At 69.8% G+C, this 20,729-nt stretch carries 19 protein-coding genes and 1 other RNA gene; 13 read left to right on the top strand and 7 right to left on the bottom strand.

What is annotated here, in order from left to right; translation table 11 throughout:
* Positions 1 to 8: 8 nt before the first annotated feature.
* Complete coding sequence (locus ACFXKA_RS14210) at positions 9 to 998, bottom strand: GlxA family transcriptional regulator (RefSeq protein WP_379427523.1); 990 nt, start codon at positions 996 to 998, stop codon at positions 9 to 11.
* Between the two features lie 71 nt (positions 999 to 1,069).
* On the opposite strand from ACFXKA_RS14210, the gene ACFXKA_RS14205 reads away from it, so the two are divergent.
* Positions 1,070 to 1,855 (top strand): MBL fold metallo-hydrolase, encoded by a 786-nt coding sequence (locus ACFXKA_RS14205; protein WP_379427522.1) that lies wholly within the window; start codon positions 1,070 to 1,072, stop codon positions 1,853 to 1,855.
* Positions 1,856 to 1,926: 71 nt separating this feature from the next.
* Complete coding sequence (gene ald / locus ACFXKA_RS14200) at positions 1,927 to 3,036, top strand: alanine dehydrogenase (RefSeq protein ID WP_354838304.1); 1,110 nt, start codon at positions 1,927 to 1,929, stop codon at positions 3,034 to 3,036.
* A gap of 59 nt (positions 3,037 to 3,095) precedes the next feature.
* Here ald and sigJ read toward each other — a convergent pair whose 3' ends face one another.
* The 4 genes from sigJ to ACFXKA_RS14180 form a co-directional block, all read right to left on the bottom strand.
* Entirely contained in the window at positions 3,096 to 4,061 is a 966-nt protein-coding gene (sigJ, locus tag ACFXKA_RS14195; RefSeq protein ID WP_379427521.1) for an RNA polymerase sigma factor SigJ, read from the bottom strand.
* A 141-nt stretch (positions 4,062 to 4,202) separates the two neighbouring features.
* Positions 4,203 to 5,144 (bottom strand): cobalamin biosynthesis protein, encoded by a 942-nt coding sequence (locus tag ACFXKA_RS14190; protein ID WP_379427520.1) that lies wholly within the window; start codon positions 5,142 to 5,144, stop codon positions 4,203 to 4,205.
* Positions 5,145 to 5,347: 203 nt separating this feature from the next.
* The gene (locus ACFXKA_RS14185) at positions 5,348 to 6,307 is read right to left on the bottom strand and encodes an SURF1 family protein (RefSeq protein ID WP_379427644.1); all 960 of its coding nucleotides are present in this window, start codon (positions 6,305 to 6,307) and stop codon (positions 5,348 to 5,350) included.
* Between the two features lie 17 nt (positions 6,308 to 6,324).
* Positions 6,325 to 6,810: a low molecular weight protein-tyrosine-phosphatase gene (locus ACFXKA_RS14180; protein ID WP_379427519.1), complete on the bottom strand. Its 486-nt coding sequence runs from the start codon at positions 6,808 to 6,810 to the stop codon at positions 6,325 to 6,327.
* Between the two features lie 44 nt (positions 6,811 to 6,854).
* Here ACFXKA_RS14180 and cobC point away from each other — a divergent pair, with 44 nt between their 5' ends.
* From cobC to ACFXKA_RS14160, 4 genes are all read left to right on the top strand, one after another.
* The gene (cobC, locus tag ACFXKA_RS14175) at positions 6,855 to 7,904 is read left to right on the top strand and encodes an Rv2231c family pyridoxal phosphate-dependent protein CobC (RefSeq protein ID WP_379427518.1); all 1,050 of its coding nucleotides are present in this window, start codon (positions 6,855 to 6,857) and stop codon (positions 7,902 to 7,904) included.
* Between the two features lie 63 nt (positions 7,905 to 7,967).
* Positions 7,968 to 9,098 (top strand): Nif3-like dinuclear metal center hexameric protein, encoded by a 1,131-nt coding sequence (locus tag ACFXKA_RS14170; RefSeq protein ID WP_379427643.1) that lies wholly within the window; start codon positions 7,968 to 7,970, stop codon positions 9,096 to 9,098.
* 186 nt (positions 9,099 to 9,284) lie between these two features.
* Positions 9,285 to 10,022, top strand: coding sequence for a zinc ribbon domain-containing protein (locus tag ACFXKA_RS14165; protein WP_379427642.1), 738 nt, complete (start codon positions 9,285 to 9,287; stop codon positions 10,020 to 10,022).
* Positions 10,023 to 10,169: 147 nt separating this feature from the next.
* Entirely contained in the window at positions 10,170 to 11,357 is a 1,188-nt protein-coding gene (locus ACFXKA_RS14160) for a bifunctional RNase H/acid phosphatase (RefSeq protein WP_379427641.1), read from the top strand.
* Between the two features lie 21 nt (positions 11,358 to 11,378).
* Here the strand turns inward: ACFXKA_RS14160 and ACFXKA_RS14155 are convergent, their stop codons facing one another.
* Entirely contained in the window at positions 11,379 to 12,266 is an 888-nt protein-coding gene (locus ACFXKA_RS14155; RefSeq protein WP_354838321.1) for an alpha/beta fold hydrolase, read from the bottom strand.
* Between the two features lie 30 nt (positions 12,267 to 12,296).
* Here ACFXKA_RS14155 and rnpB point away from each other — a divergent pair.
* From rnpB to ACFXKA_RS14130, 5 genes are all read left to right on the top strand, one after another.
* Positions 12,297 to 12,727, top strand: an RNA gene (gene rnpB / locus ACFXKA_RS14150) — RNase P RNA component class A.
* Between the two features lie 184 nt (positions 12,728 to 12,911).
* The gene (locus ACFXKA_RS14145; RefSeq protein WP_379427517.1) at positions 12,912 to 13,880 is read left to right on the top strand and encodes an SPFH domain-containing protein; all 969 of its coding nucleotides are present in this window, start codon (positions 12,912 to 12,914) and stop codon (positions 13,878 to 13,880) included.
* 428 nt (positions 13,881 to 14,308) lie between these two features.
* Positions 14,309 to 14,635: a hypothetical protein gene (locus ACFXKA_RS14140; protein ID WP_354838327.1), complete on the top strand. Its 327-nt coding sequence runs from the start codon at positions 14,309 to 14,311 to the stop codon at positions 14,633 to 14,635.
* A 14-nt stretch (positions 14,636 to 14,649) separates the two neighbouring features.
* On the top strand, positions 14,650 to 16,140 hold the full coding sequence (locus tag ACFXKA_RS14135; RefSeq protein ID WP_379427516.1) for an RNB domain-containing ribonuclease: 1,491 nt from the start codon (positions 14,650 to 14,652) through the stop codon (positions 16,138 to 16,140).
* Positions 16,137 to 16,715 carry a Uma2 family endonuclease gene (locus ACFXKA_RS14130; RefSeq protein WP_379427515.1) on the top strand — a complete coding sequence of 193 codons (579 nt, stop codon included), beginning with the start codon at positions 16,137 to 16,139 and terminating at the stop codon, positions 16,713 to 16,715. Before ACFXKA_RS14135 ends, ACFXKA_RS14130 begins: the two co-directional genes overlap by 4 nt.
* 54 nt (positions 16,716 to 16,769) lie before the next feature.
* Here the strand turns inward: ACFXKA_RS14130 and ACFXKA_RS14125 are convergent, their stop codons facing one another.
* Positions 16,770 to 18,017 (bottom strand): ROK family protein, encoded by a 1,248-nt coding sequence (locus ACFXKA_RS14125; protein WP_379427514.1) that lies wholly within the window; start codon positions 18,015 to 18,017, stop codon positions 16,770 to 16,772.
* A gap of 155 nt (positions 18,018 to 18,172) precedes the next feature.
* Between ACFXKA_RS14125 and ACFXKA_RS14120 the strand changes: the two genes are divergently transcribed.
* Entirely contained in the window at positions 18,173 to 19,222 is a 1,050-nt protein-coding gene (locus ACFXKA_RS14120) for a substrate-binding domain-containing protein (protein ID WP_354838339.1), read from the top strand.
* A complete protein-coding gene (locus tag ACFXKA_RS14115; RefSeq protein WP_379427513.1) occupies positions 19,213 to 20,724 on the top strand; it encodes a sugar ABC transporter ATP-binding protein in 1,512 nt (503 codons plus the stop codon). The genes ACFXKA_RS14120 and ACFXKA_RS14115 overlap by 10 nt, the downstream gene beginning before the upstream one ends.
* Positions 20,725 to 20,729: the final 5 nt, after the last annotated feature.

Genomic DNA, 20,729 nt, shown 5'->3' with positions numbered 1-20,729 from the left:
CGGCTCGGTCAAACCCGGCGGAAGAGGGCCCGATGGGCGGCGGGCGTGGTGCCGAGCAATCGGTGGAAGTGATGGCGGAGATTGACGCCGGTGCCCAGCCCGGAATCGGCGGCCACGCGGTCCATGGTGTCGTCGGTGGATTCCAGCAGCAGCCGGGCGTGGTCCACGCGCTGCTGCAGCAGCCACTGCTGCGGGCTGGTGCCGGTGCGATCGCGGAAGCGGCGGGTGAACGTGCGCCGCGACATGACAGCGGTCCGGGCCCAGCCGTCCAGATCCACCGGCTGATCGAGATGGGTTCTGGCCCAGACCATCGCATGCTCGATCGGGTCCTGGTCGGCTGTCTCGGGCACGGCGACCGGGATGTACTGGGCCTGTGAGCCGCTGCGGTGCGGGGCCAGCACCAGCCGGCGGGCCAGCTCGGCGGCGACGCGGCTGCCGTGGTCGGTGCGCACCAGGTGCAGACAGCAGTCGAGGGCCGCGGCGGTGCCGGCGGAGGTGATGAGGTCGCCGTCGTCGGACCACAGGGTGTCCGCGCGCACCCGGACCGCCGGATACGCGCGGGCCAGCTCGACCGCCGCCGACCAGTGCGTGGTGATCTCCCGTCCGTCGGCCAGGCCGCTCGCCGCCACCGCCCACGCGCCCAGGCACAGGCCGACAATGCGGGCGCCGCGGGCGTGGGCACGGTGCAGGGCGTCCCGGATGGGTTCGGGGAGTGGGAGATCGCGCTCCCAGCTGGGGATGACCAGGGTGTCGGCGGCCTCGGTCGCCTCCAGGCCGTGGGCGACGACGATATCGAAACCCGCTGGGGTGGTGATGGTTCCGGGGCGTTCGGCGCACACCACCACGCGATAGGGGCTGCCGGCGGGACCGCCCGCGCCGATGCGGCCGAACACCAGGGTCGGCACCGCCAGGTGGAACGGGCTGATCCCGTCGTACACCACGATGGCCACGGTGTGCAGGGACTCGGCGGCGTCGGCTTCGCGGGATCCAGCAATCATGGCCCGATCTTATCGAGGCGCGGCCTTCGGGCCACTGTCACGACCCACGGTCCGCGACGAGACTTGTCGGCATGACGAACACGATCGACACCGCAGCGGCCACTTCCACCCTCGAGCTCCTCCACATCGGCGGCCCCACAGTGCGATTCGGCTACGGCGACCTGGTCTGGCTGACCGACCCCACCTTCGACGAGCCGGGTGAGTACCCGGGTGGTGTCACGCTCTACAAGCTGAGCGGGCCGGCCGTGCCCGCCGCCGAGATCGGGCGGGTCGATGTGGTGCTGCTCTCGCACGATCAGCACGCGGACAATCTCGACCGGTCCGGCCGGGAATTCCTGGCGGGGGTCGAGACCGTGCTGTCCACACCGGACGCCGGCGGGCGCATGGAAGGTGTTCGGGGACTGGCAGAGTGGGAGTCGGTGCAGATCGGGGCGGTGACCGTCACCGCGGTGCCCGCGCTGCACGGACCCGAGGGTTGTGAGCCGTTCACCGGAGTGGTCACCGGGTTCGTGCTGCAGGCCGACGGGCTGCCGACCGTCTACGTCTCCGGGGACAACGCCTCGGTCGACTATGTGCGGCGGATCGCGGAACGCTTCGGACGCATCGATATCGCCATCCTCAATGTGGGCGCGGCCAATACCGACCGCTTCGGCGATCTCGACCTGACCCTCAACGGCCGCACCGCGGTCCACGCCTCGGAGGCGCTGGGTGACGCGGTGATCGTGCCGGTCCACGCCGAGGGCTGGGCGCACTTCTCCGAACACCTCGACTACCTGACCCACCGCTTCACCGTCGCCGGCCGCGCGGACCGGCTGCGTATTCCGACCCCCGGCGAGGTCTTGGCCGTCGCCTCCTGAACGCGATCGCCTCCTGAAATCGGGCCGTGGCGCTCATGGCGGCGCGGCCCCGTCGGGTGAACGATGGCGGTATGAGAATCGGGGTACCGCGGGAGGTCAAGGAGCAGGAGTATCGTGTCGCCCTCACCCCGGCCGGCGCCGGGGAACTGGTGCGGCACGGGCACGAGGCGCTGGTCGAGGTCGGGGCGGGGGTGGGGTCCGGGTTCGCCGACGCCGACTACATCGCGGCGGGCGCGCGGGTCCTGCCGGACCCGGACGAGGTCTGGGGCGGGGCGGAACTGGTGCTCAAGGTGAAAGAGCCCATCGCCGAGGAATATTCGCGCATGCGGGAGGGGCAGGTGCTGTTCACCTTCCTGCACCTCGCCGCTTCACGCGACTGCACGGACGCGATTCTGCGCTCCGGCATCACCGCCATCGCCTACGAGACCGTCCGGGCCGCCGACGGGTCGCTGCCGCTGCTCTCGCCCATGAGCGAGGTGGCGGGCAAGCTGGCCAGTCAGGTCGGGGCCTATCACCTCATGTCGCCGCAGGGCGGGGCAGGCTTGCTGCTCGGCGGAGTGCCCGGGGTGGTGCCGGCGGACGTGACGGTCCTCGGGGGCGGGGTGGCCGGCAGCAACGCGGCGGCTGTCGCGGTCGGGATGGGGGCGCGAGTCACCGTGCTGGACACCAATATCGCGCGACTGCGGGAACTCGACGCCCGGTTCGGCGGGCGCGTCACCACGATCGGCTCCAATGCGGCCGAGGTCGAGAAGGCGGTGCTGGCGGCGGACCTGGTGATCGGCTCGGTCCTGGTTCCGGGGGCGCGGGCTCCGGAACTGGTGCCCGACAGCTTGGTCGCCCACATGCGCCCGGGCTCGGTGCTGGTCGATATCGCCATCGACCAGGGCGGGTGCTTCCAGAGCTCGCACCCCACCACGCACGCGAAACCGACGTTCCAGGTGGCGGATTCGCTGTTCTACTGCGTGGCCAATATGCCGGGCGCGGTTCCGCACACCTCCACCGTGGCGCTCACCAATGTCACCCTGCCGTATGTCGGCGCCATCGCGAATCTCGGCTGGTCCGGCGCCTGCGCCACCGATCCCGGCCTGGCCCAGGGGCTCACGGCCGACGCCGGCCGGCTCTACTCGCCGGAGGTGGCCGCCGCGCACGGGCTCGGGCCGGTGACGCGGGTCGCGTCCTGACGGACGACGACGGGCCCGCCGCCGGATGAATCCGGTTGCGGGCCCGCGGTTTCCGCGGTTCAGGCGTCGCTGTCTCCGGCGGTGTCGCCGAGCGGCCAGTCGGGCTCCGCGCCTTCGGCCGGGATGCCGCGCAGCTTGTCCGGGTTGCGGACCACATCGATCTTGGTGATCCGGCCGTCGTCGATGGTGAACGCGAAGACGCCGGTGTACTTGCCGTCGAACACCACCAGGCCCGGGCGGCCGTTGACCAGCACAGAACGGCCCCACGCGCCACCGACCTTCGAGGCGACATCGAGGAAGCCGAGCAGCGTCTTGGCGACCTTCTCCGCACCGTGCATGGGGTGCAGGAACGCCTGCACCTTGCCGCCGCCGTCGGAGGTGAAGGTGACATTGGAATCCAGCACGCCGAGCAGGGCGCTCAGATCACCGGAACGCCAGGCCACCGCGAACGCCGAGACCACCTTCTCGTGCTCGTCCGCGCTGGCGGGGAAGCGGGGCGTGCCGTCCTCCACGTGTTTGCGGGCGCGCGAGGCCAATTGGCGCACGGCGGCGGGGGTGCGGCCGACCACCTCGGCCACCTCGGGGCCGGACATGCCGAAGACGTCCTGCAGGACGAAGGCGGTGCGCTCGGCGGGGGAGAGGGATTCCAGCACCACCAGCAGGGCGGTGGTGACGCGCTCGTCCTGCGAGATGCGGTCGGCCGGATCGTCCCAGGTGGTGATCTCCGGCTCCGGAAGCCATTCGCCCACATACTGTTCGCGCCGCGACCGCGCCGAACCCAGGTGGTCGAGGGCCAGGCGGCCGGTGACCGTGGTCAGCCAGGCGCGCAGGTTTTCGATATCCGCGCCCTCGGGACTGGTCTCGTAGTAGCGCACCAGCCGCAGCCACGCCTCCTGCACCACATCGTCGGCGTCGCTGAGACTGCCGAGCGTGCTGTACGCGACCCGCCGCAGATAGCCCCGATGCTCCTCGAACCGTCGCGCCAGCTCGACCTGATCGGGCCCGTACGGCCGTCCGTCACTCATCGCACCCTCGCCCTTCACTCACGTCCGCCCCGGTGGGGCGAACCGTCCACAGCATCGACGAAACAGGTCGGCGGACTGTGACATTCCTTCCGGAAAATCTAGCGAAGACGACCGAACGGTTCGTGAATTCGCGCGGCCGGATCAGCGTCGCCACAGGTAGGCGGCCGTCGCGGCGGCGACCACGGCGGCCACCTGCACCGCTTCCGAGAGCCGCACCGCCCGGCGTAGATCACGCACCCGGGGGATCGGACCGTCACCGAGCGTCGGCCGCAGCTCGGTGCCGTGCCGATATTCGGTGCGGCCGCCGAGGGTTACGTTCAGTGCGCCCGCCATGGACGCCTCCGCCACACCGGCATTCGGGCTCGGATGCTTGGCCGCATCGCGTCGCCATGCCCGCCACGCATCGGCCGGGCGACCGCCGACGACCGGGGCCAGCGCGGTGGTGATGAGACCGCTGACGCGAGCGGGCGCGAGATTCGCGACATCGTCCGCGCGGGCGCCAGCCCAGCCGAAGTTGCGGTAGCGGTCATTGCGGTAGCCGACCATGGCGTCGAGAGTGTTGATGGCCCGATACGCCAGCAAGCCGGGAACACCCGCCACCGCACCCCAGAACAGCGGCGCCACAGTCGCATCGGAGGTGTTCTCGGCGATGGATTCGAGCGCCGCCCGGGCCAGCCCGTCCGCGTCGAGCACCTCGGGATCCCGCCCGCACAGCGACGGCAGCAGTGCTCGCGCCCCGTCGATATCGCCGGATTCGAGCCGATCCGCCATCTCCCGCCCGGTCCGTGCCAAGCTCGTCCCGCCCAGCACCGTCCAGGTCGCGGCAGCCGTCAGCACCGCCTCACCGAGCGCCCGTCCGGCCACGGCCCGCCGCAATCCGATCCCCAGCCCCGAAACCGCACCGACCAGCACGATCTCGTGCACAACCCCCGCCACACGGCTGTCCCGATAGGTGAGCCGTTCCACCTTCATTGCGGCCGAACCGAATCCGGCCACCGGATGCCCGCGCCGCGGATCCCCCAGCGCCCGGTCCAACCCGAACCCGAGCAGCAGTCCCGCCGCAGTGGCAATTCCCGTTCGCACCCGGCGAGGTTAGCGGAGGCGACAGGCTCGGCCGACTTCAGCCGCGGCGCGGAGAACGGCCGAGCTGCTGTCCGATGCTGCGCGGCCAGGTCGCGTATCCCGATGATGAGAAGTGCACACCCGCGTGCCTGTCGGCCTTCATCGCCCCGGCGCGGAGCGAGGCTGTGCGCATGCGGAATGCGCCGCGACGGTGTAGTCAGGGTCTACCGGCGCGTGCCGCCGTAGCGGTCGGCGAGGCGAGCTTCGTTGGTCGTGGGTTTCGGCTCGAGGGCCGGGTCGTTGGGTTTCGCCGCGCGTGCGGCAGTGGTCGATTCGGGTGCGGCCGCACCGGTCGGCTCAGGGGTGTCGGTCGGCATGGCAGGGGTGGCGGGCTCGCCGGTGGTGGTCGGTTGGGCTGCGAGTTCGAACTTTTCGCGGCGGCGGGCGCGGATCTCGGCCCAGACGAAGTAGCCGAGGCCGAGGGGAGCCATGACGCCGAAGGCCAGCCACTGCAGGCCGTAGGAGAGGTAGGGGCCCGAGTCCAGCTGGGGGAGCGGGTCGGGGGTGAAGGCGCCGGGCTGGCCGGACTCGAGCTGGAGGTAGCCGCCCAGGCCGTCGGTGGGAATGGGGGTCAGGGGGATGCCGAGGACCGTAGCTTCCTGCTGGGTGTCGGTCGTATAGACCTGGCGGTAGCCGTCCTCGGTGGTCGGGGGCTTCTTCTCGATCACGCCCTCGGAGGCGCGGATGCGGGCCGCCAGCTGCTGGGTGCCGGCGGGCGGGGCGGCGACGACCGGCGGATGGGTGCCGCCCTGGGCCGCCGCCACCTGGCCGCGGTCGACCAGCAGGGTGCGGCCGTCGTCGAGGCGGAAGGCGGCCAGGACCGTGTAGGCGGGCTGGCCGTCGAGATGGCGCAGCCGCACCAGCACGGTCGAATCCGGAACGTAGACGCCGTTCGCGGTGACCCGCCGCCACTCGGTGTCCTTGCCGCTGCCCGACAGCATGCCGGTGATGTCGACCGGGTCGGCGTGCACCGAATTCGCGATGCGGTCGTTGCGTTCGGAGGTGCGGGTGTTCTTGCCCAGCTGCCAGGGGGCCAGCACGGTGAAGCACAGGTAGGCGAAACCGGCGACCACCACGGCGAGAATCAGCCAGCTGGGCCGCAGCAGGAAGGTGAAGCGCCGCAGCAGCGAGGTTACCGAGCTCATGCGACCTCACCCAACTGTTCGCGTACCCAGTCCAGCAGGCCCGGCACCGCCGCCTCGATCTGTTCGCGGACCAGCGCGAAATCGGCCTGATCGCCATAGTACGGATCCGGCACCGATCGCCCGTCCGCGTGCGGATCGAAACTCCGCAGCAGCCGCCGCTGATCCGACGGCACCCCCAACCGGGCCAGCTCCCGCTCATGCCCGGTATCGAGCGCCACCAGCAGATCGGCCGCCCGATGATCCGGCCCGATCAGCGCGGCCCGATGCCCGATCGGATACCCGTGCGTCTCCAGCTCCCGATTCGTCCGGTAATCGGCTTCGTCCCCCACATGCCAGCTGCCGGTCCCGGCACTGCTCACCCGCACCCGATCCGCCAACCCCGCACGTTCCAGGTGCGCGGCGAAAATCTTCTCGGCCATCGGGGACCGGCAGATATTGCCGGTGCAGATGAAGGTCACATGCAGCTCGCCCACGACAGCCATTCTGTCCGGTGGGCGTGGGAGGCGGCCACGTAGGGTGGACGGCTGTGCCGGACGACACGGAGTTTCCCGATTTCGACCATGCCAGGCTGCGGCACCACGGGGACGTGGATGCGCGGCCGGGCATGGTCGATTTCGCGGTGAACGTCCAGGGGAGCGCGCCGCCGGAATGGTTGCGTGAGCGGCTGGTGGGACGGCTGGGAGAGCTCGGGCGGTATCCGGGCGAGGCGGACGAGCGGGCGGCGCGCGCCGCGGTGGCCGCCCGGCACGGGCGGGCGATCGACGAGGTGCTGCTGCTGGCGGGGGTGGCCGAAGGGTTCACCATGCTGCCGCGGCTGGGGCCGCGGCTGGCGGCGGTGATCCATCCGTCGTTCACCGAACCGGAGCTGGCGCTGCGGGAGGCGGGGGTATCGGTCGCACGGGTGATGCTCGCGCCGCCGTACACCCTCGACGGCGCCGCGGTGCCGGAGGACGCGGATCTGGTGGTGGTGGGCAACCCCACCAATCCGACCTCGGTGCTGCATCCGGCGGACAGTATCCGCGCGCTGCGGCGTCCGGGCCGCATCGTGGTGGTGGACGAGGCATTCGCCGACGCGGTGCCGGGGGAGCCGGAATCGCTTGCCGGCGAGAGCCATCCGGATGTGCTCGTATTCCGGAGCCTCACCAAGACCTGGGCGCTGGCCGGGCTGCGCTGCGGCTATGTGCTCGGTGCGCCGCCGGTGCTGGCGCGGCTGAATCACGGGCGCCCGCACTGGCCGCTGGGCACCCTGCAGCTGGAAGCCATTGCGGCGGTGAGCGAACCGGCCGCGGTGGCCGAGGCGCAGCGCCGGGCCGGGATCGTCGCGGCCGATCGGGCCGCCATGATTCCGCGGTTGCGGGAACTCGGCGTCGAGGTGCACGAGCCCGCGCACGGGCCGTTCCTGCTGCTCCGGGTGCCGGATGCGGAACTGTTGCGAAAGAAGCTCGCGGACAAGGGAATCGCGGTGCGCCGTGGTGATACGTTCCCGGGGCTGGAAACAGCTTTCCTGCGCGTCGCGGTGCGGCCCGCCGCCGAGGTGGATCGGCTGGTCGCGGCCATTCGTGACGTGGGTCTGTGAGCAGGACGCAGTGGGTTTGTGAGTGAGGCGCAGGTTGGTGAGCGACGAGGAGGTTCGGTTGTGGTGACGACGGTGCGGCTGGCGGATCTCATGGCGGCGCTGGATGCGGCGTACCCGCCCGGGCTGGCCGAATCCTGGGATTCGGTGGGGCTGGTGGCCGGTGATCCGGACGAGCCGGTGTCGCGCGTGCTGTTCGCGGTCGACGCCACCGGCGCGGTCGTGGACGAGGCGATCGAGTGGGGTGCGCAGGCGCTGGTCGTGCACCATCCGCTGCTGCTGCGCGGCGTGGACACCGTCGCGGCCAGTACGCCGAAAGGCGCGCTGCTGCACCGGCTCATCCGCTCCGGATGCGCGCTGTTCACCGCCCACACCAATGCCGACTCCGCCGACCCCGGGGTCTCGGACGCGCTGGCGCACGCCATCGGGCTGACCGTGACCGGGCCGTTGGATCCGAAACCCTGGACCGCCCTGGACAAATGGGTGGTGGCGGTGCCCGTCACGCATCGCGACGAAGTGCTCGACGCCCTGTTCGCCGCGGGCGCGGGCAGCAGCGGAACCTACTCCGACGCGGCGTGGACGGTCTCGGGCACCGGACAGTTCCGGCCCCTCGACGGCGCGAATCCGGCCCTGGGCGCCGTCGGTGAGCTGCACGAGGTCACCGAGGACCGCCTCGAGGTGGTCGCCCCGCCGTCCCGTCGCGCCGCCATGCTGGCCGCTCTCCGGGCCGCGCATCCGTACGAGGAACCCTTCTATCACGTGACCGAACGCGCCGCGCTGCCCTCCGGCCTGGGCATCGGCCGCGTCGGCGAGCTGCCCGCCCCCGAAACCCTGCGCGAGTTCACCGCTCGCGTCCGCGCCGGCCTGCCCGCCACCACCTGGGGTGTGCGGGCCGCGGGGGACCCGGACCGCGTCATCCGCACCGTCGCGGTGTGCGGCGGCGCGGGAGATTCGTTCCTGGGCAAGGTTTCTCGCCTCGGCGTCGACGCCTATGTGACCTCCGACCTGCGCCACCACCCGGCCGACGAGCACCTGCGCGCGGGCGGCCCGGCCCTGATCGACGCCGCCCACTGGGCCACCGAGTTCCCCTGGTGCGCGCAGGCGGAAGGTGTGGTGCGCGCCGCACTGCCCGCCCTCGAGACCCGCGTCTCGACGCTGCGCACCGACCCGTGGACCCTCGGCGCGGCCGACTGCTGACCAGGCATTTTGGGTTCGCGGCCGTCTCGATTCTGGACTGACGTAGCGGGGGAGCGCAGCGGAGGAGCGGAGGAGGGAAGAATCGAGACTTCGGGGCCGCGAACCAGCCCGGAGCGAAGCGTAGGGCAAATTGGACACGGTACGGTGGGAGTCTTACTCGTCCATAGCGTCCAGGAGACCTTCGCGTTGAATGCCGAACCATCGATCCAGGCCAAGCTGCTCGACCTCGCCGCTGTCGATGCCGAGCTGACACGGATCGAGCATCGCCGCAAGGTGCTGCCCGAGCAGCAGGAGGTGGCGCGGCTGGAAGGGGAGCGCACCACCCGCAAGGACGCGGCGGTGAAGGTCGAGATTCTCATCGACGACCTGGACCGCGACATCCGCAAGCTGGAGGGCGAGATCGAGGCCGTCCGCAAGCGCGAGGACCGTGACCGCGGCATGCTCACCGCCGGGTCGGTCGGGGCCAAGCAGCTCTCCGAACTGCAACACGAACTGGGCAGCTTGGAACGCCGCCGCACGGTCCTCGAGGACGACCTCATCGAGGTGATGGAGCGCCGCGAGGCCGCCGCCGCCGACCACGACCACGCCGGCGCCAACCTGGACCAGGCCGAGGCCGACCTGGTCGATGCCGAGCGCCGTCGCGACGACGCGGTCGCCGACCTGGACGTCGCCCAGCAGCGCTGCGACTCCGACCGCGCCGCCCTCGCCAACTCCTTCCCCGCCGAGCTGCTCACCGCCTACGACAAGCAGCGCACCGCCTACGGCGTCGGCGCCGCCCTGCTCCAGGCCCGCCGCTGTGGCGCCTGCCGCATCGAACTCGACCGCGGCGAGATCTCCCGCATCTCCCAGACCGCCCCCGACGTGGTGGTCCGCTGCCCCGAATGCGGCGCGATCCTGGTGCGCACCAAGCAGTCCGGTCTGTGACAATCCGCCGCGCGCCGGTGATCGCCGCGCGCGGCAGTGCCGGAATGCCTCGAGGGCGTTCCGCCGGCCTGATGTGATGAGCTTGGTCGGCGACCGCGAGCACGCCGCAAGCGCGATGACGGACGACATGAAGGGTGAGAAGCGTTGGTGGACTTGGTGATCGTCGAGGCCGACGGCGGTTCGCGCGGGAATCCCGGGCCTGCCGGTTACGGCGCGGTGGTGTGGGATGCCGATCGCGCGCGCGTGCTGGCCGAGCGCATGGAGTTCCTCGGCGTCACCACCAATAATGTCGCCGAATACCGTGGGCTCATCGCGGGTTTGGAGGCGGCGGCCGAACTCGGTGCGCGTGAGGTTTCCGTGCGGATGGACTCCAAGCTGGTCGTGGAGCAGATGTCCGGGCGGTGGAAGGTCAAGCACGAGGCCATGATTCCGCTGGCCGATCGGGCGCGGCGGCTGGTCGCCGGGTTCGATCGGGTGAGCTTCGCCTGGATTCCGCGCAAGGAGAACTCGCACGCCGACCGCCTGGCCAATGCGGCGATGGACGGCGCCGATACGGTCGCCGAAGTCCGCACCGCGCTGGCGAACGATCGGGCCGCCGGGAGCGCGGCGGTCGAAAGTGTTTCGGCGGTAGGGGAAATCGCCGCAGCGGTCGCGGGCGGTGTCGTCGAAGTACCCGAAACCGCCGGGAGCACCGCGCACTCGCCCGGATGGACCGGTGCCGTGGGACGGCCGACGCGGCTGTTGCTGCTCCGGCATGGGCAGACGGAACTCTCTGTGCAGCGGCGGTATTCGGGGCGGGGGAATCCGCCACTGACCGAGCTCGGCCAGGAGCAGGCGGCGAACGCGGCGGCCATGCTGGCGCGCAAGGGCGGGATCGAGGCGATCGTGTGCTCCCCGCTGGGGCGGGCCAAGGAGACCGCCGAGGCGGCGGGCCGGGCGCTCGGACTGCCGGTGCGGGTGCTGGACGGGTTGACCGAGACGGATTTCGGTGCGTGGGAAGGGATGACCTTCCGGGAGGCCCGCGAGCGGGATCCGGAGCTGCATGGCCGCTGGCTGGGGGATCCGTCGGTTCCGGCGCCCGGCGGCGAGAGCTTCGACCAAGTGCGGGAACGGGTCGAGGCGGTGCGACGGGATCTGGTGGCGTTGTATCCGGGCGCGAATGTGCTTGTGGTCAGCCATGTCACGCCGATCAAGACGCTGCTGCAGCTGGCGCTCGGGGTGGGGCCCTCGCTGCTGTACCGGCTGCACCTGGATCTGGCGTCGCTGTCCATCGCCGAGTTCTATCCGGACGGCGGTTCGTCGGTGCGCCTGGCCAACGACACCTCGTACCTCTGAACCCCTGCGCCCCACCGGGGTTCAGGGACGCAGTGTGGCCATCAGGAACTCGGTCTGATCGTAGACGGCCTTCTCGAACCAGTCGTCGAAGTAGATCTCGAAATGCCCGATGGGGTAACGCTTCACGGTGGCGTGCTTGGTGCGCTCCGCGGCCTTGAGTGTCGGGCCGGCCGGGGCCACCGAGTCGTTGTCGCAGACCGCGTACAGTACCGGCGCTTTGATGTCCTTGACGTGCCGGGTGGGATTGTCGAACAGCGTCGACAGGGCGACGCGGGCCGCCACCTTCGGCCGGTACTGCCCGCTCTCCTCGGCCAGGCGGCCGAAACCGGCCGGCACGTCGGCGGCGCTCATCAGCGCCGCGGAATGCTTCTTGCCCGCCAGCCGGGCATTGATCGGGCGCCGGATGATCGGTCCCACAACCTGATCCGTGACCGCCAGCGTGCCGGTCTTGATCAGGCTGATCGGCCCCTTCGCCAGTGCCGACGACCGGCCGCTGGTGAACGGGCACTGCGCCACCACGGCCGCGATGTAGTGATCGTCGGGCGCGACCGCCAGCACGTGACCGCCACCGAATGAACTGCCCCACAGTGCGATTCGCGTGGCGTCGATCCCCCGGACGGTGCGCGCGAAGGCGATTGCCGCATGCCAGTCCGCGCGCTGCCGGGCGATATTGATCACCTGCCGGGGCTCACCGCCGCTGGCCCCGAAATGCCGATAATCGAAGGCCAGGGCCGCGATTCCCGCCGACGCGAACCGTCGGGCATATCGGTCCAACCCCATTTCCCGGTCCGCCCCCAGCCCGTGACCCATGACCACCAGCGGGCGCGGCTTGGGCGGTCCATCCGGGAGATACAGCCATGCGGCGCACTGCTCGCCACCCGAAGGGAACCCCACCTCCACACGCTCCATGGGGCCCTACCGTACCCTGGTGGCCGCGGACGAGTCGGTCGGGCGGCCGCGGCGAAGGGAACGGGCACGCATGTGCCGCCGCCCTTCGCCGAGGAAAGTCCGGACTCCGGAGAGCAGGGCGGTTGTTAACGGCAACCCGGGGCAACCCGCGGGACAGTGCCACAGAAAACAAACCGCCGGTGGGCCGCACTTCGCGAGAAGTGCACCGCCGGTAAGGGTGAAACGGTGCGGTAAGAGCGCACCAGCGCGCCGGGTGACCGGCGCGGCTAGGTAAACCCCGCCCGGAGCAAGGTCGAAGGCCGCACTCGCGAGAGTGCGGCTGCGCAGGTGTTCGAGGGCTGCTCGCCCGAGCCTGCGGGTGGACCGCTCGAGGCACCCGGCAACGGTGTGTCCAGATGGATGGTCGCCACCCGGTGGGTAACCACCGGGGACAGGATCCGGCTTACAGACCGACTCGTCCGCCTCCGAAACCCCCGTGCCCAGGGCCGGGGGTGGGCATCCCTCGAAAATCGACGCGCGAACGTGATGGCGGATGTCCCGATGTTGCGGGGTTGTTATCTCGTCGCAGGGGCGATCTTCCGGTGCAATGATGGAGGCACGCCATCGGATTTCCGGTGGAGCGGAAATAGTTTCGCGGAGCGAACAATGGATGTTCTGTATCTGTTGGTGGGTTGGCTCGCCGCCTTTGCGGTGATCGCCGGTATCGGACTCGCGGCCGGGGTCCGGGTGGTCACGCAGTACGAAAAAGGGGTGGTATTCCGGCTGGGGCGCGTGCGAGCGGTGCGGGAGCCGGGCATGCGGCTGCTGATTCCGGGCGTGGACAAGATGCAGAAGGTCTCCATGCAGGTGATCACCATGCCGGTGCCCGCGCAGGAGGGGATCACGCGTGACAACGTGACCGTCCGCGTGGATGCGGTCGTCTACTTCCGGGTCATCGATCCCCTGCGTGCGCTGATCGAGGTGCAGGATTATCTGTTCGCGGTCGCGCAGGTGGCGCAGACATCGCTGCGCTCCATCATCGGCAAGAGCGAACTGGATGATCTGCTGTCCAATCGCGAACAGCTCAACAAGGGCCTGGAGCTCATGATCGACAGCCCGGCCATCAACTGGGGCGTGCACATCGATCGCGTCGAGATCAAGGACGTCGCGCTGCCGGATGCCTTGAAGCGCTCCATGTCTCGCCAGGCCGAGGCCGAACGCGAACGCCGCGCCCGCATCATCTCCGCCGAGGGCGAGCTGCAGGCGTCGGAGAAGCTGGCGGCGGCCGCGGCCAATATGGCCCACGCCCCGGCCGCCCTGCAATTGCGCTTCCTCGAAACCGTGGTTCAGGTTGCGGCGGAAAAGAATTCGACCCTGGTGCTGCCGTTCCCGGTGGAACTGCTGCGCTTCCTGGAACGCAGCGGGCACGCGCCCGCCCGGGCAGCCGGATCGGAAACCGCGCCCGAGCAACCGGCCGCCGAGCCGTCGGCCCTGGAGCCCGCCGCCCTCGGCGAGCTGATGGCCGCGCTCGCCCAGCCCGGCATCCGGGAGGCACTGGCGGCACTGGAACAGCCGGGTGCGCAGGCGAAGACGAACGCGGCCGGGGGCCCCGGTCGCGGTGAGGAGTCGGCGTAGCGCGGGCACCGGGTCCGAGCGCGTCCGGCGGCAAGAGGTGAGGAAACAATCATGTCGGGTCTGATTCAGCCGGCGGCCATCGTGGTGCTGTTCGGTATCGCATACGCATTCAAACTCTTCAGCGCCAAGTTCCCGGACGGGCTGCGCGGAAAGTAGACCCCGCGACCACGGGCGGGGAAATGCCCGGCGGGAGAGCGGCGTGAGCGACGCCGCTCTCCCGTTCGCGTGCGCGGACGGACGGGTTGGATGAGAATTGCGACGCGCCACACGGTGTGTAGCGGCGCGGCTCGGCGTGTCGAGCGGGTTATCTGCTCCGAACTGGCACCGAACGTGATCGACGTCATAAAGTGTTGCGCGTTGGAAAGTTCCGTTGCGGTCCGCAACGGGGCGAAGGGCTCAACAATCGTCGGAAAGCAGGTCTCGTCTACATGCGAATTGCTCGCAAACTGGCAGTCGGTGCGCTTCTCGCTGCCGCCGCTACCGCTGTGCTGGGTGCCGGTTCCGCCTCGGCGGCCACCGTGACCCCGCTGCCGGGTGGGGTGCAGGTCGATCTCACCCCCGCGGACACGGTGTGGGTGGCGCAGACCCACATCGGGCAGGCGATCGCGGGCCTGCCGCATCCCTCGGCCGCGTCCTTCGGGGAGGCTCTGGACTCGGCGGCCGCGATGTCGTCCCAGTACCCGGACGGTCGCGTGGTGTTCACCGTGTACGGTCCGTTCAACGAGCTGAACGGCACCATGCTGGCCCTGCAGTAGGGACAGTCTCCGCAGTGGAACTGCATCAGCGGATCGTGTCGGCGCCGGTGGACTTCGGCGTCGTCCGAGCTGAGTTCGGATTGGCCTCGGACTACCCGTCCGGGGCTGTCTCGGAGGCCCGCGACGCGGTGGACGCGTTCGCGGGCGCCCGGGTCGATCGGCGGGAGATTCCGCTGGTCACCATCGATCCCCCCGGCGCCATGGATCTGGATCAGGCGCTGTATCTGGAGCGCACCCCGGCCGGCGGATTCCTGCTCTACTACGCCATCGCCGATGTGGCCGCGATGGTCGTTCCCGGCGGGCAACTGGCCCGCGAATCCCTGGCTCGCGGCCAGACCTTCTACTTTCCCGATGGCACCGTCCCGCTGCACCCGCCGGTGCTGTCCGAGGGCCGCGCCAGCCTGCTGCCCGCCGTGGACCGCCCGGTCGCGCTCTGGACCATCGAGTGCGACGCGCGCGCCGTGCCCGTGCGCTACACGGTGACGCGCGCCCTGGTGCGCTCCCGTGCCCGACTCGACTATCGGGGTGTGCAGGCCGACGCCGACGCCGGCCGCCTGCACCCGTCCCTCGCGGCGCTGCCGGAGTTCGGCCGCCTGCGCATCGCCGCCGGAATCGAGCGCGGCGCGATCACCCTGCGGCTGCCCGCGCAGATCGTGGTGCGCGACGGCGAGCAAACCGGAATCGATCATTGGCAGCTCGCCGTCGAACCGCGCACCGCCGCCGACGATTGGAACGAACAGGTCTCCCTGCTGGCAGGCATGTGCGCGGCCCGAATCATGCTCGATGGCTATAAATTGAACGGGTCCGGCAACCCCGATTACGTGGGTTTGCTACGCACCATGCCACCGCCCGCCCCGGCCGCCATCGAGTCGATGCGCCACACCGCCGCCGCGGTCGGGGTGTCCTGGCCGCGGAACGAGTCCGCTGGACGCATGCTGGCCACGCTGGACTGCAATACTCCCGCCGCCCTGGTGCTGATGTCCGAGGCCACCGGCCTGCTGCGCGGCGCGACCTACACCATCCTGAACGGCCAGGCCCCGGAAGCCTTGCAGCACAGCGCGATCGGCGCACCCTACGCCCACGTGACCGCCCCCCTGCGCCGCCTGGGCGACCGCTACGCCACCGAGATCTGCCTGGCCCGCTGTGCGAAAACCGAAGTCCCGCACTGGGTCCGCGACGGCCTCACCGCCGTCGCCGACACCATGCGCCGCACCGACGCCATGGCCGGCAAGGTGGAACGCGCCTGCGTAGACCTCACCGAGGCCACCGTCCTGTCCCCCCGCCTCGGCACCGACTTCGACGCCGTGGTCCTCCGCGAAGCCAACGCCACCCGCCCCGCCGAAATCTTCATCGCCCACCCACCCGTCCTCGCCAAGTGCACCGGCACGCCCCCGGAAGGGCGGACGGTGCGGGTGCGACTCGACGAGGCCGACCCCACGACCCGCACGGTCATGTTCGGCTACCCCGCCGGACCAGCGCTTTCGATGCCATACACGAACACATGACCGTCGAACCGTTTCCGCAGTGGTTGCGCCCGCCGCCGGGAGGATTCGTCGCCGAGGATCTGGACCGGTTGCCCGACCTGCCGCCGCACACCGAGCTGATCGACGGGAGCCTCGTCTTCGCGAGCCCGCAAGCTCAATTTCACGCGCTGGCCGTCAGCATGCTCGAAATGGCGCTGCGGCGCGTTGCACCCGCTACGGTCCGGATCCGGCGTGAGATGACGGTGACGTTGGATCACAATCAACGGCCGGAACCAGATGTGATCGCCGTGCGTGCCGATCGTGCCGGTGGCCCCGAACTGACGACATACCAAGCCGACGATGTCGTGCTGGCCGTCGAAGTCGTCTCGCCGGAGTCGCGGTCGCGGGATCGCGAGCGCAAACCCCAGCTGTACTCGAAGGCCGGGATATCGCATTTCTGGCGCGTCGAAAATGTCGACGGGCGTCCGGTGGTGTACGTCTATGAGCTCGATCCGGCCACAAGTACATACGCGCTCACCGGAATTCATCACGATCGGCTTCAGCTGACCGTGCCGTTCGAGATGGATATCGATCTCACCGAGATCGACCTTCTCTGACCGTGTCTCGACCTGAGGCATGAGGCGGTAACCAACGGCGGGGCACGGCCGTGGTCAGGCCGGTGTGAGAGGTGGGGTGTCGGTGCGGCGGGCGCGGCGGGCGGCCACCGAGCCGAAAGTTTCTCGGTCGGCGAGGAATCCCTCGAGGGCGAAGGTTGCCGCGCCGAGGCTGGAGGGGTTGTGGGGGAGGGTGTCGAGTTCGAGGGTTACCGCTGCGAAGGGGTCGGACATGGCGTGGTGGGCGGCGGCGCGGCGGGTTGCTTCCAGTAGTGGGGTGCCGAGGTGGCGGGCGACCAGGTCGCCGAAGACCATGCGGCGGGGGTTGAAGAGGTTGACCAGGTTGGCTATGGCCACGCCCAGGTAGTGGCCGGTCTTTTCGATTACGGCGTGGGCGGTTTCGTCGCCGCGGGCGGCGGCGGTGGCCACAGCCGCGACGGTGGTGGCGGCGTTGTCGGCGAGAAGGTCACTCGCGGAATCGATTTCGCGGAGTGTCGCGGCGATTCCGGGGGCGCTCACATAGGCTTCGACGCAGCCGTTGCGGCCGCAGGTGCAGGGCCGGCCGTCGAGGACCAGGTTGGTGTGGCCCCACTCGCCGGCGCTGTTGGTGACGCCGCGGTAGAGCATGCCGTCGATGACGACGCCGATGCCGACGCCCGCCCGGAGGGTGACGACGATGAGGTCGTCGACATCGCGGCCGGCGCCGAACCAGAGTTGTGCCGCGGTACTGGCTTTGAGCGGATTGTCGAGGTACAGGGGATACGGTAGCCGCTGTTCGAGCAGGGTTTTGAGGGGGACGTCGTGCCAGTGCCAGTACGGTGAGAACACCGACTTCCCGGTCTCGGGTTCGACCAGGCCGGGCACGCTCAGGCCGATGCCGAGCACCTTGTCGGCATCGCCTGCCATGACCTCCTCGATGCCCTCCGCGATGAGCTCGACGATGTCGTCGGGCGTGGTCGCGGCGGGATCGACCGGGATCTCACTCGACCGCAGCACCGACATCGCGAGGTCGAAAACGTCCACGTGGATACTGGTTTCGGCGATATCGACGCCGATCAGCCTGCCGCGGTCCGGATTGATCGCGAGCTGGGCGCGCGGCCGTCCGATTCCCGCTGCCTCGTAGCCGAGTTCGGCGAGCACCCCCACGTCCAGGAGTTCGGCGATCATATTGCCGACCGTCGCGAACGACAGCCCGGTGGCCTGTGCGATCTCCTGCCGGCTGGTGTGCCCCGCCGCGGCGTACACCGCCTGCAGTACGCAGAACCTGTTGCGGCGCCTGATATCCCGCGCGGTCAACTGGTACACGGCCTCGCCCACTCCTTTCGCTGCTGCCCGCGAAGATACCCGAGCCTTTCGCGAGACTACTTCTGCCAACACTATTTACAACAGTTATCCGAAGTCCTACTGTAACCGGCATCACTACCGATGCCTACTGTGTGGCAGATCACCTAGGAGTGCTCATGTCCTGGACCCACCGACGCCGATGGACCAGCGCGCTGGTCTGCGGAGCCGCTCTGGCCCTGGCCGCGACCGCCTGCTCGTCGGGCAAGGATTCCGGCTCGAACGACGCAGGCCCGCAGCACACTTCGGGCACGATCAACCTCGTCTACGCCCAGAAGCAGGGCGACCAGGAGTACTTCATCGGCGAGGCCGACGGCGCCAAGGCCAAGGCCAAGGAACTCGGCGTCGACCTGAAGGTGGTGAACCTCGGCAACGACGCCAACAAGGCGGTCACCGAGGTGCAGAACGCGGTGAACCAGAAAGCCAATGGCGTCATCGTGGTCGTCCCGGATCCCTCGGTCGGCCCGCAGGTCGCGCAGCTGGCCAAGTCGGGCGGCGTCGCCCTGCTCACCTCCGACGACCAGGTCTGCACCAATGGCCCGGATCCGTCCTCCTGCACCAAGGACAATCTGGTGCCGCGCGTCGGATTCAGTGGCACGCAAATGGGAACCGAGGTCGGCACCCGCGCGGGCGAGGACTTCAAGAAGGCGGGCTGGAAGGCGGAGGACACCGCGATCGTCGACGCCTGGAAGCAGGACGTGACGGTCTGCACCGATCGGGTGAAGGCGAATCAGAAGGCCTTCAAGGACGCTTCCGGCGCCGACGTCAAGGTGATCGAGGTCGGCACCGACAACACCCCGTCGGACGCGCAGAACAAGATCTCCGCCACCGTCGCGGGCAATCGCTCGGTCAAGAACTGGATCGTCATGGGCTGCAACGACGAGAACGTCAGCGGCGGTGTCGCGGCCATCCAGAACGCGGGCTACTCCGCCGACAATGTGCTCGGCGTCGGCCTCGGCGCGTATCTGGCCTGCAAGGAATGGCGCGGCGGCAAGCCCACCGGTTTCAAGGCGGCCCTGTTCATCAATGGCAAGGACGTCGGCGCGCTGGCCGTGCAGACCATGTACGACTACCTGAAGAACGGAAAGTCCATGCCCGCCGAGGCCTTCGCCCCGACCAAGATGGTGGACGCCACCAACTGGCAGCAGGCAGGCGTCACGTGCAGCTGACGGGACTGCGGGTCTCCGGGCTCACCAAGGGCTTCGCGGGCGTGCCCGCGCTGCGCGAGGTGAGCCTGGACTTCCCCGCCGGAATGGTGACCGCGCTGATGGGGGAGAACGGCGCGGGTAAATCCACGCTCATCAAGATCCTCGGCGGTGACCATCGTCCCGACAGCGGCACCCTCGAACTCGACGGTGTGGCACTGGAATTGGCGAGTCCCGCGGCCGCGCGCGCCGCGGGCATCCGGGTGATCGGCCAGGAACCGGAGATCGTACCGCATGTCTCGGTCGCCGAGAACGTCTACCTCGGCGCGCTGCCGCGCCGCGCGGGCCGGCTGCTGGATCGCGCGGCACTGCGGGTCCGCGTGCGCGCCGATCTCGCCCGGCTCGGCTTCGACCGGGATCTGGATCCGGACACCCTCGGCTCGAAACTGACTGCGGCACAACGTCAGTTGGTGGAGATCATGCGGGCGCTGACCACCGACGCCAAGGTCATCGCCTTCGACGAACCGACCTCCTCGTTGTCCGATCACGAGACCGAATCACTGTTCGCGCTGATCGGCCGCCTGCGCGACCGCGGACTCGCGGTGATCTACGTATCGCACCGCATGCGGGAGATCTTCCAGCTGGCCGACCGGGTGGCCGTGCTGCGGGACGGCGCGCTGGTCGGCGTGCGCGATACCGCCGGCACCGACGATCAGGAGATCGTGCGGATGATGGTCGGCCGCGATCTGTCGACGGTGTTCGCGCGCAAGCATTCCGAACTCGGGCGGGTGCTGCTCGAGGTGGACCACGTGACCACCGACGATGTGCGTGACGTGAGCCTGCGGGTGCGCGCGGGTGAGGTGGTGGCGCTGGCCGGGCTGGTCGGCGCGGGCCGCTCCGAGCTGGCGGGCGCGCTGGCCGGGGACCTGCCGATCCGGTCCGGGGAGGTGCGGATCGACGGCACCCGGGTGCGGCTGCGCCAGCCGCGCGACGCGGTCAGGGCCGGAATGGGATACGCGCCCGAGGAACGCAAGGCGCAGGCGCTGCTGCTGCATCGTGGTGTGCGCGACAATATTTCGCTCGCCATGCTGGATCGTCTGCGGCACTGGCGTTTCGTGCGCCGCGGTGCGGAACGCGCGCTGGCGCTCCGGTACGTCGAGTCACTGCGGGTGCGGACGCCCTCGATCGAGCAGGAGGTGCGCAAGCTCTCCGGCGGCAATCAGCAGAAGGTGGTGCTGGCGCGCTGGCTGGCCCGCAAACCCAGCGTGCTCATCCTGGACGAACCCACGCGCGGCGTCGACGTGGGCGCGAAGATCGAGATCTACCACATCATCGAGGAACTGGCCGAGTCCGGTGTAGCGGTGCTGGTCATCTCCTCGGAACTCCCCGAAGTCCTCGGCCTCGCCGACCGCATCGTCGTCATGCAGCAGGGCCGCGTCACCGGTGAACTGGACCGCGCCGACGCGAGCGAGGAGGCCATCCTCGCCCTGGCCATGGCTGACGACCTGACCGCGCAGCGACCTTAGGAAAT

The sequence above is a fragment of the Nocardia sp. NPDC059228 genome, from assembly GCF_042754245.1.
In the GTDB taxonomy this organism is placed as follows: Bacteria; Actinomycetota; Actinomycetes; order Mycobacteriales; family Mycobacteriaceae; genus Nocardia.
The sequence above is the reverse complement of the archived record's forward strand: the minus strand, read 5'-3'. Positions and strand labels throughout refer to the sequence as shown.

What these genes read in the sequence shown, in the direction of transcription:
- ACFXKA_RS14210 (WP_379427523.1), bottom strand. Translation starts at nt 998, where the DNA reads ATGATTGCTGGATCCCGCGAAGCCGACGCCGCCGAGTCCCTGCACACC.
- ACFXKA_RS14205 (WP_379427522.1), top strand. Translation starts at nt 1,070, where the DNA reads ATGACGAACACGATCGACACCGCAGCGGCCACTTCCACCCTCGAGCTC.
- ald (WP_354838304.1), top strand. Translation starts at nt 1,927, where the DNA reads ATGAGAATCGGGGTACCGCGGGAGGTCAAGGAGCAGGAGTATCGTGTC.
- sigJ (WP_379427521.1), bottom strand. Translation starts at nt 4,061, where the DNA reads ATGAGTGACGGACGGCCGTACGGGCCCGATCAGGTCGAGCTGGCGCGA.
- ACFXKA_RS14180 (WP_379427519.1), bottom strand. Translation starts at nt 6,810, where the DNA reads ATGGCTGTCGTGGGCGAGCTGCATGTGACCTTCATCTGCACCGGCAAT.
- ACFXKA_RS14155 (WP_354838321.1), bottom strand. Translation starts at nt 12,266, where the DNA reads ATGGAGCGTGTGGAGGTGGGGTTCCCTTCGGGTGGCGAGCAGTGCGCC.
- ACFXKA_RS14145 (WP_379427517.1), top strand. Translation starts at nt 12,912, where the DNA reads ATGGATGTTCTGTATCTGTTGGTGGGTTGGCTCGCCGCCTTTGCGGTG.
- ACFXKA_RS14140 (WP_354838327.1), top strand. Translation starts at nt 14,309, where the DNA reads ATGCGAATTGCTCGCAAACTGGCAGTCGGTGCGCTTCTCGCTGCCGCC.
- ACFXKA_RS14130 (WP_379427515.1), top strand. Translation starts at nt 16,137, where the DNA reads ATGACCGTCGAACCGTTTCCGCAGTGGTTGCGCCCGCCGCCGGGAGGA.
- ACFXKA_RS14120 (WP_354838339.1), top strand. Translation starts at nt 18,173, where the DNA reads ATGTCCTGGACCCACCGACGCCGATGGACCAGCGCGCTGGTCTGCGGA.